We start from the raw sequence: 429 nt of genomic DNA on the forward strand, positions 1-429 counted from the left end.
CGCCTGCCTTGCACGCAGGAGGTCAGCGGTTCGATCCCGCTAGGCTCCACCAAATGTATGTATCAGAGGATCCTTGAAAACTAGATAACCGACAAAAAAGCATCAGTAAAGAAAGCGTCACGAAAGAAGTGAAGGTAGAAAGGGCGCACGGTGGATGCCTTGGTACCAGGAGCCGAAGAAGGACGGGACGAACACCGATATGCCTCGGGGAGCTGTAAGTAAGCTTTGATCCGGGGATTTCCGAATGGGGAAACCCGCTGTCTGTAATGGGACAGCAATCATGACTGAATCCATAGGTTATGATAGGCAACCCGGGGAACTGAAACATCTTAGTACCCGGAGGAAGAGAAAGCAAAAGCGATTTCCTGAGTAGCGGCGAGCGAAACGGAATATAGCCCAAACCGAAAGGCTTGCCTTTCGGGGTTGTAG

General features: G+C 51.3%; 1 rRNA gene. It reads left to right on the plus strand.

What is annotated here, in order from left to right:
- Positions 1–127 precede the first annotated feature (127 nt).
- Positions 128–429, plus strand: a 23S ribosomal RNA gene (locus G4V62_RS19285); the annotation flags it as partial.

It is taken from the genome of Litoribacterium kuwaitense, from assembly GCF_011058155.1.
Lineage (GTDB): Bacteria > Bacillota > Bacilli > Bacillales > DSM-28697 > Litoribacterium > Litoribacterium kuwaitense.